At 48.3% G+C, this 14893-nt stretch carries 10 protein-coding genes; 4 read left to right on the plus strand and 6 right to left on the minus strand.

Translation table 11 applies throughout. The features are described 5' to 3' along the window. Positions 1–46: 46 nt before the first annotated feature. The 6 genes from MJ769_RS12420 to MJ769_RS12445 form a co-directional block, all read right to left on the minus strand. Positions 47–2149, minus strand: a complete 2103-nt coding sequence (locus tag MJ769_RS12420) for a hypothetical protein (RefSeq protein WP_239237462.1) — start codon at positions 2147–2149, stop codon at positions 47–49. Between the two features lie 178 nt (positions 2150–2327). Continuing rightward, the gene (locus MJ769_RS12425) at positions 2328–4220 is read right to left on the minus strand and encodes a DEAD/DEAH box helicase (protein WP_239237463.1); all 1893 of its coding nucleotides are present in this window, start codon (positions 4218–4220) and stop codon (positions 2328–2330) included. 282 nt (positions 4221–4502) lie between these two features. Beyond that, positions 4503–5366, minus strand: a complete 864-nt coding sequence (locus MJ769_RS12430) for a universal stress protein (protein ID WP_239237464.1) — start codon at positions 5364–5366, stop codon at positions 4503–4505. A 14-nt stretch (positions 5367–5380) separates the two neighbouring features. After that, complete coding sequence (locus MJ769_RS12435) at positions 5381–6856, minus strand: SulP family inorganic anion transporter (RefSeq protein WP_239237465.1); 1476 nt, start codon at positions 6854–6856, stop codon at positions 5381–5383. Between the two features lie 453 nt (positions 6857–7309). After that, the gene (locus MJ769_RS12440) at positions 7310–8614 is read right to left on the minus strand and encodes a putative bifunctional diguanylate cyclase/phosphodiesterase (protein WP_239237466.1); all 1305 of its coding nucleotides are present in this window, start codon (positions 8612–8614) and stop codon (positions 7310–7312) included. Beyond that, positions 8611–10230 (minus strand): HD-GYP domain-containing protein, encoded by a 1620-nt coding sequence (locus MJ769_RS12445; RefSeq protein WP_239237467.1) that lies wholly within the window; start codon positions 10228–10230, stop codon positions 8611–8613. Before MJ769_RS12445 ends, MJ769_RS12440 begins: the two co-directional genes overlap by 4 nt. Positions 10231–11140: 910 nt before the next feature. On the opposite strand from MJ769_RS12445, the gene MJ769_RS12450 reads away from it, so the two are divergent. From MJ769_RS12450 to MJ769_RS12465, 4 genes are all read left to right on the plus strand, one after another. Next, positions 11141–12190 carry a DUF475 domain-containing protein gene (locus MJ769_RS12450; RefSeq protein WP_239237468.1) on the plus strand — a complete coding sequence of 350 codons (1050 nt, stop codon included), beginning with the start codon at positions 11141–11143 and terminating at the stop codon, positions 12188–12190. A 278-nt stretch (positions 12191–12468) separates the two neighbouring features. Continuing rightward, positions 12469–13044, plus strand: coding sequence for a TerD family protein (locus MJ769_RS12455; protein WP_239237469.1), 576 nt, complete (start codon positions 12469–12471; stop codon positions 13042–13044). A gap of 221 nt (positions 13045–13265) precedes the next feature. Beyond that, positions 13266–13985, plus strand: a complete 720-nt coding sequence (locus MJ769_RS12460; protein ID WP_239237470.1) for a TIGR00266 family protein — start codon at positions 13266–13268, stop codon at positions 13983–13985. 325 nt (positions 13986–14310) lie between these two features. Further along, a complete protein-coding gene (locus MJ769_RS12465) occupies positions 14311–14892 on the plus strand; it encodes a TerD family protein (RefSeq protein WP_239237471.1) in 582 nt (193 codons plus the stop codon). The last annotated feature ends 1 nt before the right edge of the window (position 14893 follow it).

The raw sequence follows: 14893 nt of genomic DNA on the forward strand, positions 1-14893 counted from the left end.
CTGCATCCTGATCGCGCAGCGGTTGAGGGCTGACATCCGACAACCCTTAACCATTGGGGTCATTCAGAAAATGTCGATCATCACGTAATGCGATCAGAACCTCCTCCAGCGAGACTTTCAGAAAACCTGAAAAAAACTCGTGGTCGTGCTCGATGCACGTATCGACAATCCAGCCTCGCACCAGGGGCATTCCATCCTCTTGCACAATGCCAAGAGAGAGCGCCAATTTCGCATTCGAAGTCAGCTCCGCTTTTACTGCTTCAACTTTGCGGCGCAACTGCAATCCAGCTTTGCGTAGTGTCGTAGTTTTATGTAGCCAGGCATCCTTGACGGATCTGCGCAGAAAGGTTGATTTTATTTCAAGCACCAACAACTGCCCGTCTCTCGCGCAGATGATATCAACCTCGCCTGGGTCATTCTCAATCGTCTTTTCAGGCAGGTAATTAAGGCACACATGGAAACCGCGCTCCTTGAAAAGCGTGGCCAATCGATTCTCGATGCGTTGCGTTTCACCTTTGGCCTCCGTCCGACGCGCCCCGATTCGCCGTAGGTTGTTGATCGCTGCAGAAGCATTGTTCTGTATTGCCAGCATCCACGGCAACTGAAAAAGGTAACGTCCCATCTTCAAGACTGGGCGTTCGAAGAGATCCGGGGTCAGTGTCGGCCCACCTCCACGCAAATTGGCCGACAAAGCTCCCAGGTCGCTGGTCCAAAAATCGAGAATCGCCTCTGCTGCTTTGGCATTCCCATGCGGAAAGTTCTCGCTAACCGTCCACGGGCGGATACTTTCTATTTTGACGGCACGGTCAGACCAAGTAATAGGAAAACGATTATGAAATTGATTTTGTGATTCCGATTGCAACAGTCCGCCTATGGCAAGGTATGTCAGTGCGGACCTCCAATGACCTGTATTATTTAGATGCTCACCATATGGGAGTATGAAATCATTGATGTAGAAGGCCGTTATTAACTCCAAGGACAACAACGCCTGGAACAAGTCCACCTGTAAGCCGGTATCAGCCAACACTAAACCCCCGAGACCGTAGACTTCTGACAGTTGCAACTTTGTGCGAATCGCTTTGATGTATGCGATCCGATTCATTTCGTGGTTTTCGGGCCTGCCTATGCGTTTTGTTGCCATGCCTGATAAAACGAACTCATCCATCGCACGGTAGTACCAGTAGCCGTGCAGCCGGGCGAGCTTCTCGCCGTTGCGTATCCAAGCACTAGATGCATCTGGGTCGTGTTCGATAATTACGAGATCAGTACCAGCGAATTCGAAGCGGATACTGTCTTTGTAGCAGAACGCATGAACCGAACGGGAGAGGAAGCTGTTGAGTTCTAAATGCGCAGAAACCAGGTAACCGAAGGCCAAATGAATATCTTCTCTAAACATTAGAGAATCCCTTGAGGGGAACAGAAGCGGAGATAGATGCACACGTAGCGAGCCACTAATAATGGCATCGGTCAGATGGAACGCTTTGCCAGCACAGGTTTGTAGCTTCCATATCAGGATGTCATTGATAGCGTCCCAAATTTCTTGGCTGTCGATGTTGGTATCTGATCCTTTGCTCATTTGATTGAACGCCTCGGGTACCATGTGTTCGAACGCATACAGGCTGGCATAGGACAGCAACTCCAGCGGTGTAAGATCATCCAGTAACTTGCGATTTACTTCAACTTCAGCGACCCGATCACGGTGCGCATGGTCGAACCTGTGACAGACTCGAATGAATTCACTGAACTCTGCGGCTTCAGTGATAGCTAGGCGCTCTACTTCCTTCCATCGCTTAGAGTTTTGACGAAGTACGAGGCCTGAGTAGCGCACGGCCCGACGTACAGCCTCTGGCGCTACTTGAGCAATACGTCGAACCAACTCAAAATTGGCTGCCTGTTGCTGCCCCATGTAGCGTGCCAACGCCAGTACAAAAGGTTCAGTTTCATAAAGGTCAGCTGATAGCGTCTCCAGAAATTGGCATGACCAGAATGCTGCGTTTTTATCAGCTGCCCTAAATGGGTGCTTGCCGCGCCGAGCGGGCTTGCCATCAAGGTACGCCTCGGTAACTGCGATTGCAGCATCCGCAATCGACAAGCCTATGGCGATGCCGTGTTCAAACCTCAATTCGTAAATATTTTTTTGGTTTTTCATTTCGAATAAACACTTAAGACGCAAAAATTGCGATAGTGATGGGATTAACATTGCGCGTATGCTCCAACGTAATGTGCGATTCCCTGCCCGATAATCACTTTGCCTTCAGGAGTAAGGCATCCAGCAATCCGATCTTCCCGATGTCATGACGCAAGTTTTCTATAAACTACGACCGAAATTAAGCACAAACGCGCTGATAACTGGCGGACGATAGCTCCTTACGTTGATGAAGTGCTTCGCATTGCTTCGTATACGGGCTTTCGCTGTGATAGGTCATCAGTAGGCTTTCCGTTGAACGCGTAAGAGCTACATAGAGCAAACGCGCCTCTTCTGCAGGCGTTGTTTTTGCATATGGCATACAACCTAAATCTGGTATCACGACGCTATTGAACTCCAGCCCCTTGCTAGAGTGCATGGTTAACACTTTAACGGTGTCTTTTGCAGTATCGAATGCCTTAGTGTGCTGACCATTGAATTGACATGAGTCCGCAGCTATTCCCTCCTTGGCAAGCCCCTCACACATTTTTTTCACCTGATATTTGAATCGACATAGCACAGTCATTTGGCAATATGAGATGCCAGCCTCGGCGCGTTTTTTCAGCCATGAAGCCACATGTTTAAGCTCCTGCGCACTGTTGGCCAGGCGATAAACTTCTGGCTTTGCTCCTTTTCGACCACCGAACTCTGGATGTACAAGCGGTATTTCCTCAGTTCCGTTAGTTTGGTCGAGGTATGAATATATAAACTGATATGAAAAATCAAGTGCTTCTATTGTATTTCTATAGTTTACTTTCAGAATCGTACTGCGTCCTGATGCATTGATCCCGACGCTAGACCAAGTGAAAACTCGCCGCTTGCTTCCGCCGTAAATATTTTGTACATCATCGTACATCAATAGAAGAGAGTTGGTTTCCGGGTCAATCATCTGCACCAGCAGCTTGAACCACTCCGGCTTGAAATCTTGGCCTTCGTCGATTAGTACTGCAGCATACTGGGCAAGCGGAACCCGACCTTTTTCACAACCCAGAATTACAGCTGCCACCTGTCGCTCATAGATCGGTTGACTTTGCTCACTGGGTAAGTCCAGTTGGTAGAGGTCGCACATATCCTTGCACCAGCCATGAAAGTGGCGCACATGCACACGATCTCCCGCGCCTTTTTCAACCAGCAACTGCTTAAGCTTTGCTGCTAACATTTTGTTATAGCAGAGAATCAAGATCGGCTTGATGAAGCCGAGCTTATCTAGACACATTGCACGATAAGCCAAGATCAATGTTTTTCCGGAGCCGGCAACGCCATGAATGATACGGTGCCCTTCGCCCAGATTACGGGCAAGCTTCTCTTGCTCCAGATCCATAATCTTGACCATATCAGGCAGCATCATTGCGATGGAGTGTTGTGGGTCTGCCCCATCACTAGCCGCATCGAATAAATTGCCTTGCTGAATCCGAATTTTAGGGAATAGATGCCAGCGCACCCGATCAATACGCGCTAAAGAAAGGATGCCACCGAAACTGTAGTTGAACATTTTCCATAGACTTTTTTGAAAAACCTCGGCATCAACCGACTCGGTCATTTCATCCTGGCAAATTACTTTGTCTCTGGGAATCGCTTGATCCATTTCTGCCGCCTCAAACTGTTTGCGGGAAATGTTGGTGAAAACGACACCAAAGCCCCAGGGCAACAACAAATGCCCGTAATATCGCCCCTGCTCCTGCTGCACTAGCAGCGGGTCACGTTCAAGAAGCCCTGTGATTTCGATAGCGTATGCACGTGCCTGCTCAAGTGGATTGACCACAGTTTTCAGGCCGCGATCCGTGTGTATTTCGGTAGTGAGTCTATCCATCTGTTTAATCGTTTGTAACTTCCAGTCTTTCACCTCAAGTACCAAGATGCCTCGGCCGGGATGAAGCACGATGAAATCAGGGCGACGTTGTTTAGGTCCGACTGGTACATCGACCCAGCAGTGATAGTCATTTTCCAGATTGCGCAGCAGGCAAGTGCCAAAACGCCGCTCACCAGATGTCAGTTTTAGGTTCTTGGAATGCAGTGCAGGAAGGATTATGGCCATTTGTTATTTTTTCAGAAATTTTAATTGAATTGCGGGCGGCTATCTTGCCTCCCCGTTCAAGCAACAGGAGGCTATGGATACATAGAGCCTATTCTTGATACAACTTATTGTCGGCATCGTACCTAAAATAATTAGGAATTTAGATTGACTAATAAATTTTCAATTAAAATCAATATAATGAGCGGTTGCTCGACGATGATTTTGCTCTAAAAGGCGAAATCAATAACAGTGTGAGCAACAGTGCGGAGATGGAGAGTGTGTTCAGCTTGGATAGTGCATGAGTCAGCGCAGCAGCAATGTTGGAATTTTCGCGGAGCGCAACATATCCGATGTTTTGCTGCCAAGCAGCAGGCTGCGCAGCGGCGAGTGGCTGTACGCCCCCATGATGAGGATGTCGATATTTTGTTCGCTCACCGTCTTGGCAATGATGCGCTCGGCGTCACCCGGGATTAGTGAAGTCTGGGCATCGAAGCCTGTTGACTCCAACGTTTTCCTGGCCCATTCGAGTTGCTTTTCCGCATCCTGACTTTCTTTGCCGGACATCAAAAGGTGGACAGGCAACCCTTTGAATAGCGGGCTGGCAGCGACCATTTCGACGCCTCGTCGGGTCACGATACCACCGTCAAAGGCGATCATGACCCGACGAGGTTCGGTGTAGTCTTCGGTGATAGTGAGGATGGGCTTATGCAAGCCTCGCACCACACGCTCAACGTTGCGGCCCAAGTCACGCTGTGTAATTTCGGCAGACTGGCCTCGTCTACCGAGAACAAAGAGACGGACATCATCCTCTTGTTCTGTCATCGTCTCTACTAAATTCCCGTAACGTTGCCGTACGTCGGGCGACTCGACACCTGCAGAGATGGCTCGATCCCGCAGTCGGTTCAGAAATAGTCGTCCTTGCTCACGGGCAGCCTTGCTGCGCAACCCTTCTTCTTTAGACAGCTCGGTCAGGAGATGCTCCTGAGCATCGAAGCCAATGGCTCCGCTGTGATCATTACCTGTAGCGATTTCAGGATGGCGGTCGATGACGTGCAGGAACTCCAGCGGCGCATTCATGCGTTGCGCGGCCCAAGCGGCATAGTCCGCCACATAGTCGGCGAAATGGGATTGGTCCACGCAGGCGAGGATTTTTTTTTCGATCTTCATAGTGCGGTTCCTTCTCAGTGGCTCGTCAGCATTTCTTCGGCACTGTCCTTGTCATGTACTGATAATTTGTCGACTAACATTGCGCTCGCTTCGTTCAAGCCAATTACTTCCACCTCGGTGCCTTCACGACGAAACTTGATGACCACTTTGTCCAGTGCATTGATGGCTGTGATGTCCCAAAAGTGAGCGCGACTCACATCGATGCGGACCCTCTCGATGACTTCCCGGAAATCGAACGAATTGATGAAACGATCGGCTGATGCGAAAAATACTTGGCCTGTGATTTTGTAGGTACGAACACGACCTTCCTCTTCGGATTTCGACCGAACGAGGAAGACCTGACTGACCTTGTGCGCGAAAAAGAAGCCTGATAGCAAAACGCCAGTAAGCACTCCCTTGGCCAAATCGTGCGTGGCCACGGTGACCACCACGGTGGCCAGCATCACCACGCTAGAGCTTCTGGGGTGCTCACGAAGATTACGGATGGATTCCCAATTGAAGGTGCCGATGGACACCATGATCATCACGGCCACCAATGCCGCCATTGGAATAAGAGCCACCAAGTCGCCAATGAATACTACCATGAGCAACAGGAATACACCCGCAACCAGCGTTGAGAGTCGTCCGCGGCCACCCGATTTCACGTTAATTACCGACTGGCCAATCATCGCGCAGCCTGCCATGCCGCCAAGAAAGCCCGAGGCGATGTTGGCCACGCCCTGGCCGACGCACTCGCGGTTTTTGTTACTTGAGGTGTCGGTCAGATCGTCGACAATGGAGGCTGTCATCATAGATTCAAGCAAGCCGACTATCGCCAGCGTCGCGGAGACAGGAAATATAATCCACAGCGTCTCGAAATTCAGTGGCACATCAGGCAACAGAAATATCGGCAGGCTGTCTGGTAGTCGCCCCATATCGCCGACGGTGCGTATATCCAGACCCAGGCCGATTGTCACAGCGGTCAGCGCGACGATGGCTACCAAAGGAGACGGCACAGCTTTCGTGATGTAAGGGAACAGGTAGATGATGGCCAACCCCGCCGCCGTCATCGCATACACGTGCCAGCTGACATTGGTTAACTCGGGCAACTGCGCCAAAAAGATCAGGATGGCCAGCGCATTGACGAAGCCGGTGATGACTGAACGCGAGACAAAGCGCATCAAGGCACCGAGCTTCAACCAGCCAGCAATAATCTGAAGCATGCCAGTCAGCACGGTTGCGGCCAGCAGATACTGCAACCCATAGTCCTTGACCAGCATCACCATGACCAATGCCATCGCACCGGTTGCGGCAGAAATCATGCCAGGACGCCCACCGGCGAAGGCGATGACGGCGGCAATGCAGAAGGATGCATAGAGTCCGACCTTGGGATCAACTCCTGCAATGATCGAGAAGGCAATAGCTTCAGGAATGAGCGCCAGCGCGACCACAAGGCCCGCCAGCAAATCGTTTCGGACATTGGAGAACCAGTCCTGTCGTATGGAATTCATCGTAATTATTGTTCCGTTGTCGATACCGACCAAGGGGCGGCTGTGGGAAAAGGTACAAAAATGCTATGGGCGTCCTCCTCGTTAGCGGAACAACAAAAAGGAAGATGTGACCCAGAGAAAGAAAGCAGAAAGTTGCTACTACGCTTAAGTTCCCTGTGAATGAATGGATGTGTACAAATAACACGCGAGAAGAGGGCTTACATCGGTAGGCGTCCAGTTACGTCGCAAAACTTGCTATTTTACCTTGGTATGCTGTCATGCGGCAAACTGCATACGGAATGCTTGGGAGCTACATTGAATTTGCAGATTAACGACCCGTAGCATATCTCTCTGGCGGGGCAATGACTTCTGGGGTCGGCGAACTTGGTAACGAGATACCGTTTTGCCTGCCTCCTCGCAAGCTCTCCCCCTTATCAAATGGAAACAATCAAATCGAAATTTCATCACAACCTCTCAGGTGTGATGACGATACCAATTGACAAAATCTATATCAGACAGCGCGCGGCTGTATAGAAAGCCCTGCACCAGATCGCAGCCTAGATCGCGTAACAGGTCGAATGTTTCCTGATCTTCCACTCCTTCAGCTACCGTGGACAGATTGAAGTTTTTGGCCAAATCAATAATGGTACGAACAAGCTGTTCGTCCTTGCGTGATTTAAGAATGTTCCGAACGAACAGTATATCGATCTTTAGTTCCTGCACTGGGAAGCGCTTAATGTACGCTAGCGATGAATAGCCGGTGCCGAAGTCGTCAATTGACAGGCGTATGCCTAGCTCTCTTAGTTTTGATAGCATTGTGAGGGAGGATTCAAAATTTGTAATTATTAAACTCTCCGTGATTTCAAGCGTAAGGTTCGATGCGGGTACGCCCCAAAGATTGAGTGCTTGCTGGACTATTTGTGGAAGTTCCTTATCTTCGAGTATTTTGGGCGGAAGATTGACGCTTATGCCTATATCAATGCCAACCTTCAAGAAGGCGGCAGTATGGCGCAGTGCAGTGTTAAGTATCCAAATAGTTAAAATGTTAATCAGACCGGAGTTTTCAGCAGTGCTGATTATTGTGCCCGGATAGATTACACGTTGGCCTGGCGCTGTCCATCGGATCAGAGCCTCGGCAGAGACACAACGTCCGGTCTGGATATTGATCTGGGGTTGGTAGTGAACTTGCAACTCGTTCGCTTTGATGGCTTTGCCAAGTTCAATGTCAAGACCGCTATAAGCTTCTGTCGCAATTTGATCTTCGGGCTGATAGACGTGGTATCCCTGCTCATTGGTTGCGGCGATGTCTGATGCAATGTCGGCGTACATCAATAATTGCCCTGCATCACGGCTAAGCTCCGGAAAGTTGGCAATGCCGATATGGGGGCGCAGCGTCACTGGATAATTGTCGGCAATGAAGGGCTTATGCAATTCGGAAAGTATCTTGATTGCCGCCAGTATGCTTTGAGCATTATTGGCAAGACTGGACAAAACAAGGCATATTTGTTCGTCAGAAAAGTGCGCATAGCGATCAGCGTCACGCAACAGACTATCAAGACACTGATCTACGTAATCTTTGATGGATTGTGTGGAGGTGTCGCCGATGATGGCATCCAACCGTTTGGCTCGCCTCACCTTTATGATTAGCACGGTTGTTGCGCTGGTTCCGGCTTTACCGATTTCATTACGCAGAAAATTAACGAGCTGATAATGGGTTAATTTATGCTGTGTCACCGTATCGTTGGATTGATGCGACGGAGGGGTGCTGTGGTCTATCATGTCAGGTAGTATTCTCGGACATCAAGATCGTAAGCGCCAGTAGGCAGGCCGCGCAGAATATGAATTGCCGCCGTCATTTCGGACTGACCAAGTAAATCTAATGTAGTGGGATGAGGCGATGGACTTTTGTCCGGGCTGCTAATGATCAGCACGCGTGGTTTCAGCCGGCGTACCTTGCTCTGGCTGATGACGATTGCGACTTCACCAGAGGACAGCTCGACCAAGGAGCCAACTGGAAAAATGCCGATTGTTTGGACAAATTGTTCGACCAATGAGTCAAGGTAATATTCACCGCTCATAGTGCTTATACTTTTTAGTGCTTCATAGGCTGACACGGCCTTGGTATGAAAACGTGTATTGGTCAGCGCGGTAAATGAATTAACGATTGCAGCCATTCGTCCGAACAGACAGATATCACCTTTAGATATTCCTGCAGGGTAGCCGCTCCCGTTTTCTCGCTCATGGTGTTGGGCGATACCTTCTAAAATGTCGCCATGCAGATTAGGCGTCTCTTTAAGAATTTCAAGGCCCAAACGTACGTGGCTTTTGATTATTTCAAATTCATCTTGAGTCAACCGGTCATTCTTTTGCAGCAGTTCGGTCGGCAACTTTATATTTCCAATATCAAGTAACAACCCGGTGATGCCCAGGCGCTCAAGAAAGTCTTTAGGTAAACCTATATGTCGACCCAGCGCAATCAGATAAACGGCAGTCTGGAGTCCGTACCCATAGCTAATATTATCCTGTTGACGTAATTTCATGATCAACATCAGCGCATTAGGATTTCGCACCATGCTGTCCACTACGTCTTGAATTACGACCTCCACTTCTTCGATGACGAGGTTTTTGTCAGAATGCAGGTCTTGAACAAGGTTATTTAATACTCCTTCCGTAAGCGCATAAGCCTTACTGGCTGGAGTAAGCTCCTCTTCGACAGGTGTGACATCGTTGTATGTTGTTAACTCGACGCTGGTAGGAATAAAGCCAGGACGCTGGGCCTTTATAATGTTTACTTCCGGTGTTGCAGGGCGTTGATCGGGGCTGAAAGTATGTTGTCTAACGTCAGATTCATTTTTAGAATTTTCTTTGCTCTTAAAAAAACCTTTTATTTTGTCGGAAAATGAGGCCAGCACTCCCGCGTTTACTTGCTCTTCTGGCGCAGCATGGAGAAGCTCGTTGACATTTTGTGGGGTCGTGCCGGTGAGGGGTAAATGGGCAGATTCTGTCGTTTCGAACACTGCATCTTCAGCATTTAGTGCGACAGGGGCTAGCACGTCAGCGGGCTTTTTCTTGACTGATCCAGGAGCAGAATGGTCGATGATAAGAGTATGACTGGTGCTATCGGGGGCAAGGCTGAGACTTGTAGGTGGTGTAATAGAATGCTGACTTGCTGGTTCCGCTTTCCTCTTGAAGATGGGTTTGGCTGATTGAAGACCTTGTGCTGATCTATCCCAATCAATAAAAACGAATTTGCAATACTTTTGCAATTGTCTGATCTGTTTATCGTTTTCGATCAGAAAACCCTGAAGCAAAAAGGGTGTGTCTAGCCACGGCCGATCAAGATCAGAGACGAACATGCCAATTTTCAGTTGGCTGGAAAGAATCTCGATTTTCATAAGAATTTAAGTGTAGCGCACATTCTTTCCAAAAAGCATCTCAGTTGCCTGTGACAAAAACAAAAAATGTCACTCTCGTTAGTCACCGAAATACACACTACTAACTTTATAAGCAGCACTCTCGAACCCCCCAGCCGATGCAAAACAAAAATGTAGCGTACCTATTTCGAAATAACCTAACAACAGCTCAAGGGCACCTCTAAAAATCGCAATTTCGCGAGCCGCCGCTTTTTTAGGCAATAGAACAACTATTACCCTGCAAAATCATCAAGTGGGGTAAGCAGGCATTTCGCCGTAAGGCGAAAGCTCGCAAATTCTACCCTCGCTCAGCTCAATTTTCACTACGATTCTTTACGTTCGACAGGCTGTTAGGAAAACTTTAATCCTTGCTGCCAATAGGGGCATCATGCGCGTCTGGTTTGGAACTATTTGGAACAGCAGAATCATCAAAACCGTATGACTCCATCAAGGTGTGTTGAGGTAGCACAGCGCGATTGCGCCGTAGATATGGGATATTTTCCCTCCTGTGAAGTCGACGTGAACCGAGTAGTAAGTTGCAGGCGGAAACCGGAGTGGTTATGGGATAGAATTGGTAGCAGGGCGAGTACAAACAGCCAACATTTTACATAACTTTTAACTATATAGTTTATTAAATCATATAGTTATTTTGTTATTTGCCTTTGGTTTTATGCAAAATTCTGGTTAATAAGGTTATACTTAGAAAAAGTATATGAACCATTCTGGTTTGAGGTGTCGATATAATATAGTGGTCATGCCTACAGATAGCGCATTCATACTGTTCAGACGTCGTGATCATTTATGATGTAACTATTGTAGTTTACGGGCAGGACGATTTTAAATTTCGTACGTGTCAATTTCAACAGTATCAATTCCGGTTAAGAAATCAAATATGAAGCATTTCAGGGTGTCATTTATAGTTACGTTTGTTCTGCTCGCCGTCGCGGCATGGTGGGGTTATAGTATCGGTGGTCTGGCAGGCGCAGGTCAGGCATTCTTCATCGCGAGTGTCTTGGCTATCATGGAGATTTCCCTCTCTTTCGATAACGCAGTCGTGAATGCATCTGTGTTGCGCAATTGGAATGCTTTCTGGCAAAAAATGTTCTTGACGGTCGGGATTATTGTCGCGGTGTTCGGTATGCGCCTAATATTTCCTATTCTTATCGTGTCTATTGCGACCGGTTTAGGACTGGTTGATGTAATGAGCATGGCCATCAATACACCCGCAGTATATTCGCAGCACCTGACTGATACTCATGCGCAGGTTGCTGCTTTCGGTGGATCCTTTCTACTCTTGGTATTCTTGAATTTCTTGTTTGATCAGGATAAAGAGTTGCATTGGCTGGGCTGGTTTGAAGAAAAACTTGGTGCGCACGGTACTGAGGGTTTATCGACCTTGTTGACTTTGCTGGCAGTGTTCGGTTGTACGGCACTAGTTCCTGCTGAACAGGAATTGTCGGTTCTTATGGCAGGTGTCGGTGGTGTCGTAGTGTATTTGTCAGTTAATTTCCTCAGTGGCCTGCTGGAGAATGAAGTGGGCGATCCGAGCGTCGGTGACTTGGTCAAGCGCGGTAGTATCGGCGGCTTCCTGTACCTGGAAGTGCTGGATGCGTCGTTCAGTTTCGATGGTGTGATAGGTGCTTTTGCAATCACTAGCGATGTGGTTATCATCATGTTAGGCTTGGCAATCGGCGCCATGTTTGTGCGTTCGATGACAGTCTTTCTAGTGCGCAAGGGCACGTTGGATGAATTCGTTTATTTGGAGCATGGCGCGCACTATGCGATAGGTATCTTGGCGCTCATCATGTTGGCAAACGTGAAGTTCCATATTCCGGAATGGTTCACCGGTTTGTCCGGCGTTGCTTTTATCGGCCTGTCTTTATGGTCATCGGTTCGCTACAAGCGAAATCAAGATGCAGACGCATTAGGAACTACTAAATAGTTATTGTGTCGAAAACAATCCAAGAGTACTCAGCTTTAAATATTCACATCAAAAAGATAACTATCAAGGCAGAAGCGAAATGCTATTCCATGAAGATTATTAAGCTGAAACGTCGCTGGTCTTCGGCGAGATCTATCGTTAAAATAGCGAAGAATGAAAATTTAAGGTAGTAGTGCAAGGCTATGCGGACGTTCTGCGTGCGCAGGCAATTCATCACGGCGTGTATGTACAGTAACAATGTCACCACGGTTGTTAACTTTCTATAAGGAGCACATCAAATGGCAATTAGTCTGCAAAAAGGCGGCAACGTAAATCTGAGTAAAGAAGCGCCGTCCCTTACCAAAATGGTGATAGGCCTGGGCTGGGATCCACGCGCAACCGACGGCACAGAGTTCGACCTTGATGGCAGCGCATTCTTGCTGAAAGCGGATGGCAAGGCTCGTTCAGACGCTGATTTTATTTTTTATAACAATCTGAAATCTGCAGATGGCTCAGTTTCTCACGCTGGCGATAATAAAAGTGGCGAAGGCGCCGGTGACGATGAAAAAATCATGATCGACTTGACGAAAGTTCCGGCTGAAATCAGCAAAATTTCGATCGGCGTCACGATCCATGATGCTGAAGCGCGCAAGCAAAACTTCGGTATGGTCGCCAATGCTTATATCCGTTGTCTCGACGCAAATGGTGACAAGGAGGTCGCGCGCTACGACCTGTCGGAAGACAGCTCGACTGAAACGGCGATGATCTTCGGGGAAATCTATCGCGCTGGCGCAGAGTGGAAATTCAAGGCGGTCGGACAAGGCTTTGCAGGCGGTCTCGGTCCTCTGGCACGGTCGTTCGGCATTAGCGCTTAATATTTCCCCAGGGACTTGCTCGAAAATAGAAAATTGTAGGATGGGCACAGCGTTATCGTGCCCATTCTTCATTATCTAAGTTTTTTCCATATTTTATAGATGTGTGTAATTTCAATACGAAGCATCGCTGTTCTACAAGCTGATGCCCAGTAAGGCGTGCTCTTAATAGAGGGTGTCGCCGCACATTTAAATTCCTCCTACTTTATATTAGGATTCACGACATGACAGTGTTCACTTCAACCGGCGATGTCGATCCGTTTCTGCACGTTGCGATGACCAAGGGTGACAAGATCTATTGCGAATCTGGCGCAATGGTGATGATGGAAGCTGCGCTGGACCTCAAGGGCCGCATGAATGGTGGTATCGGTAGCGCCATCATGCGCAGGTTTGCTAACGGCGAATCGTTCTTCCAGCAACACATCGAAGCTGTGCGCGGCGATGGTGACTGCTTGCTATCACCTGCGCTGCCCGGTGCGCTGGAAATTATCGACGTCGGCAAGCGTCAATATTTGCTCAACGATGGTGCGTTTGTAGCCGCTACTTCAGGGACTGAGATGAAGGTGCGCACGCAAAACATCGGGAATGCGCTGTTTGCACAATCCGGTGGTTTTTTCGTGATGGAAACTTCTGGCACTGGCCAGGTTGTCGTGTCCGGTTTCGGATCGATGTTTCAGCTCGATGTCGTGCCCGGCAAGGATGTAATCATCGACAACTCGCACGTCGTCTGCTGGGATAGCACTTTGCAATATGTAATTTCAGTGACTACAGGCGATTCTGGTGCCAGCGGTAGTGCCGGCGGTGGCGGAATCGGCGGCATGATAGGAAATTTAGTCAATAGCGTCACCAGTGGCGAAGGTGTTGTGCTGCGCTTCAGTGGCTCGGGCAAGGTGTATATATGCTCGCGCAATCCTGGTTCATTTGCCGCTCTGTTGAAAAAATAGGCATCCGATGTTGTTTCCACTTATGGTGGAACGTACTGTTTAGAAACAGTACCAAAGTCACAGAAAGAGTGTAATTGGCAGCACAAGACGTCCCTTATTATTTGCGTGAGCCTATTTTATAGGTACGATAATAATGTGCGGCAAATGGGTAAAAATTGTAATGCGCTATGGTTTTATGATGTCTGTTAAACCACTGGTCATTGCCGCAATTTTCGCGTTCTGTGTGCGCTAACATTCAGTATCCGTGTGTCATCTTAAGACCTAGCGTCGCATGGCTTGAGCCGATTTCAAGCAAGTAACAATTCAATCATTCAAGGAGAGCTGTATGGCGATTAATCTGGAAAAAGGTCAAAAAATATCCCTCGACAAAGAGGCTGGCGTTAAATTAAGCAAAATTATCATGGGGCTAGGCTGGGATGCAATAAAGTCCAAGGGATTCTTAGGTTTTGGCGGCAAAGCACAGGATATCGATCTCGATGCATCCTGCATCATGTTTGACCAGCAGGGCAATCAGACTGACGCAGTATGGTTCCGGCAGTTGAAATCAAATGATGGTTCGGTGACCCACACTGGCGACAATCGCACAGGCGAAGGAGACGGTGATGATGAGCAAATCATTGTTGATTTGACGCAAGTGCCCGAAAACATCAAGAGTCTGGTGTTCACGGTCAATAGTTTTACCGGTCAAAATTTCTCGCAAATTGAAAATGCAACCTGCCGTATCGTTAATGCAAGTAACAACGTGGAAGTTGCGCGATTTAATTTGTCTACTTTGGGATCTCATAACGCGCAAATCATGGCCAAGGTTTATCGTCATAACGGCGAATGGAAAATGCACGCCATCGGCGAAATTGGCAATGGCCGCACCTTTACTGAACTGATGCCGCAAATCACGCCACACTTATAGT

Origin of the sequence: Candidatus Nitrotoga sp. BS (genome assembly GCF_927797785.1) — a bacterium.
In the GTDB taxonomy this organism is placed as follows: domain Bacteria; phylum Pseudomonadota; class Gammaproteobacteria; order Burkholderiales; family Gallionellaceae; genus Nitrotoga.

Excerpts from the sequence above, each read along its gene's own strand:
- MJ769_RS12430 (WP_239237464.1), bottom strand. The coding sequence starts at position 5,366 with ATGAAGATCGAAAAAAAAATCCTCGCCTGCGTGGACCAATCCCATTTC.
- MJ769_RS12455 (WP_239237469.1), top strand. The coding sequence starts at position 12,469 with ATGGCAATTAGTCTGCAAAAAGGCGGCAACGTAAATCTGAGTAAAGAA.
- MJ769_RS12465 (WP_239237471.1), top strand. The coding sequence starts at position 14,311 with ATGGCGATTAATCTGGAAAAAGGTCAAAAAATATCCCTCGACAAAGAG.
- MJ769_RS12445 (WP_239237467.1), bottom strand. The coding sequence starts at position 10,230 with ATGAAAATCGAGATTCTTTCCAGCCAACTGAAAATTGGCATGTTCGTC.
- MJ769_RS12440 (WP_239237466.1), bottom strand. The coding sequence starts at position 8,614 with ATGATAGACCACAGCACCCCTCCGTCGCATCAATCCAACGATACGGTG.
- MJ769_RS12420 (WP_239237462.1), bottom strand. The coding sequence starts at position 2,149 with ATGAAAAACCAAAAAAATATTTACGAATTGAGGTTTGAACACGGCATC.
- MJ769_RS12435 (WP_239237465.1), bottom strand. The coding sequence starts at position 6,856 with ATGAATTCCATACGACAGGACTGGTTCTCCAATGTCCGAAACGATTTG.
- MJ769_RS12425 (WP_239237463.1), bottom strand. The coding sequence starts at position 4,220 with ATGGCCATAATCCTTCCTGCACTGCATTCCAAGAACCTAAAACTGACA.
- MJ769_RS12460 (WP_239237470.1), top strand. The coding sequence starts at position 13,266 with ATGACAGTGTTCACTTCAACCGGCGATGTCGATCCGTTTCTGCACGTT.
- MJ769_RS12450 (WP_239237468.1), top strand. The coding sequence starts at position 11,141 with ATGAAGCATTTCAGGGTGTCATTTATAGTTACGTTTGTTCTGCTCGCC.